This is a genomic window from Flavobacterium azizsancarii (genome assembly GCF_027980145.1).
Lineage (GTDB): Bacteria > Bacteroidota > Bacteroidia > Flavobacteriales > Flavobacteriaceae > Flavobacterium > Flavobacterium azizsancarii.
This window is the reverse complement of sequence record NZ_JAMZNK010000165.1, coordinates 1-213: the sequence shown is the minus strand read 5'-3', so window position 1 is coordinate 213 and position 213 is coordinate 1. Positions and strand designations below refer to the sequence as shown.

Annotated in this window: 1 protein-coding gene; it reads left to right on the top strand. The window is 29.1% G+C overall.

The window, feature by feature from the left end:
* Window positions 1-21: 21 nt before the first annotated feature.
* The coding region (locus NJT12_RS25025) for a hypothetical protein (protein WP_271338818.1) at window positions 22-213 on the top strand (192 nt) is incomplete at its 3' end.

Genomic DNA, 213 nt, shown 5'->3' with positions numbered 1-213 from the left:
AATTTTCACAAAGATCAAAAAATGATTAGTGAAGATTTGGCTTTGGGTAATATTCTTCAAGAACACATAAGTAATAAAAAAGATATTGCGGTTTTTGATCGAGGAATGAAGAATAGAAAAACAATGGTTGATCTCTCTACTGATGATAAATATTTTGTAACCCGAATTTATAAATCATCTAAATATGAAGTAGAGAAAGGCAGTAAGGTCACT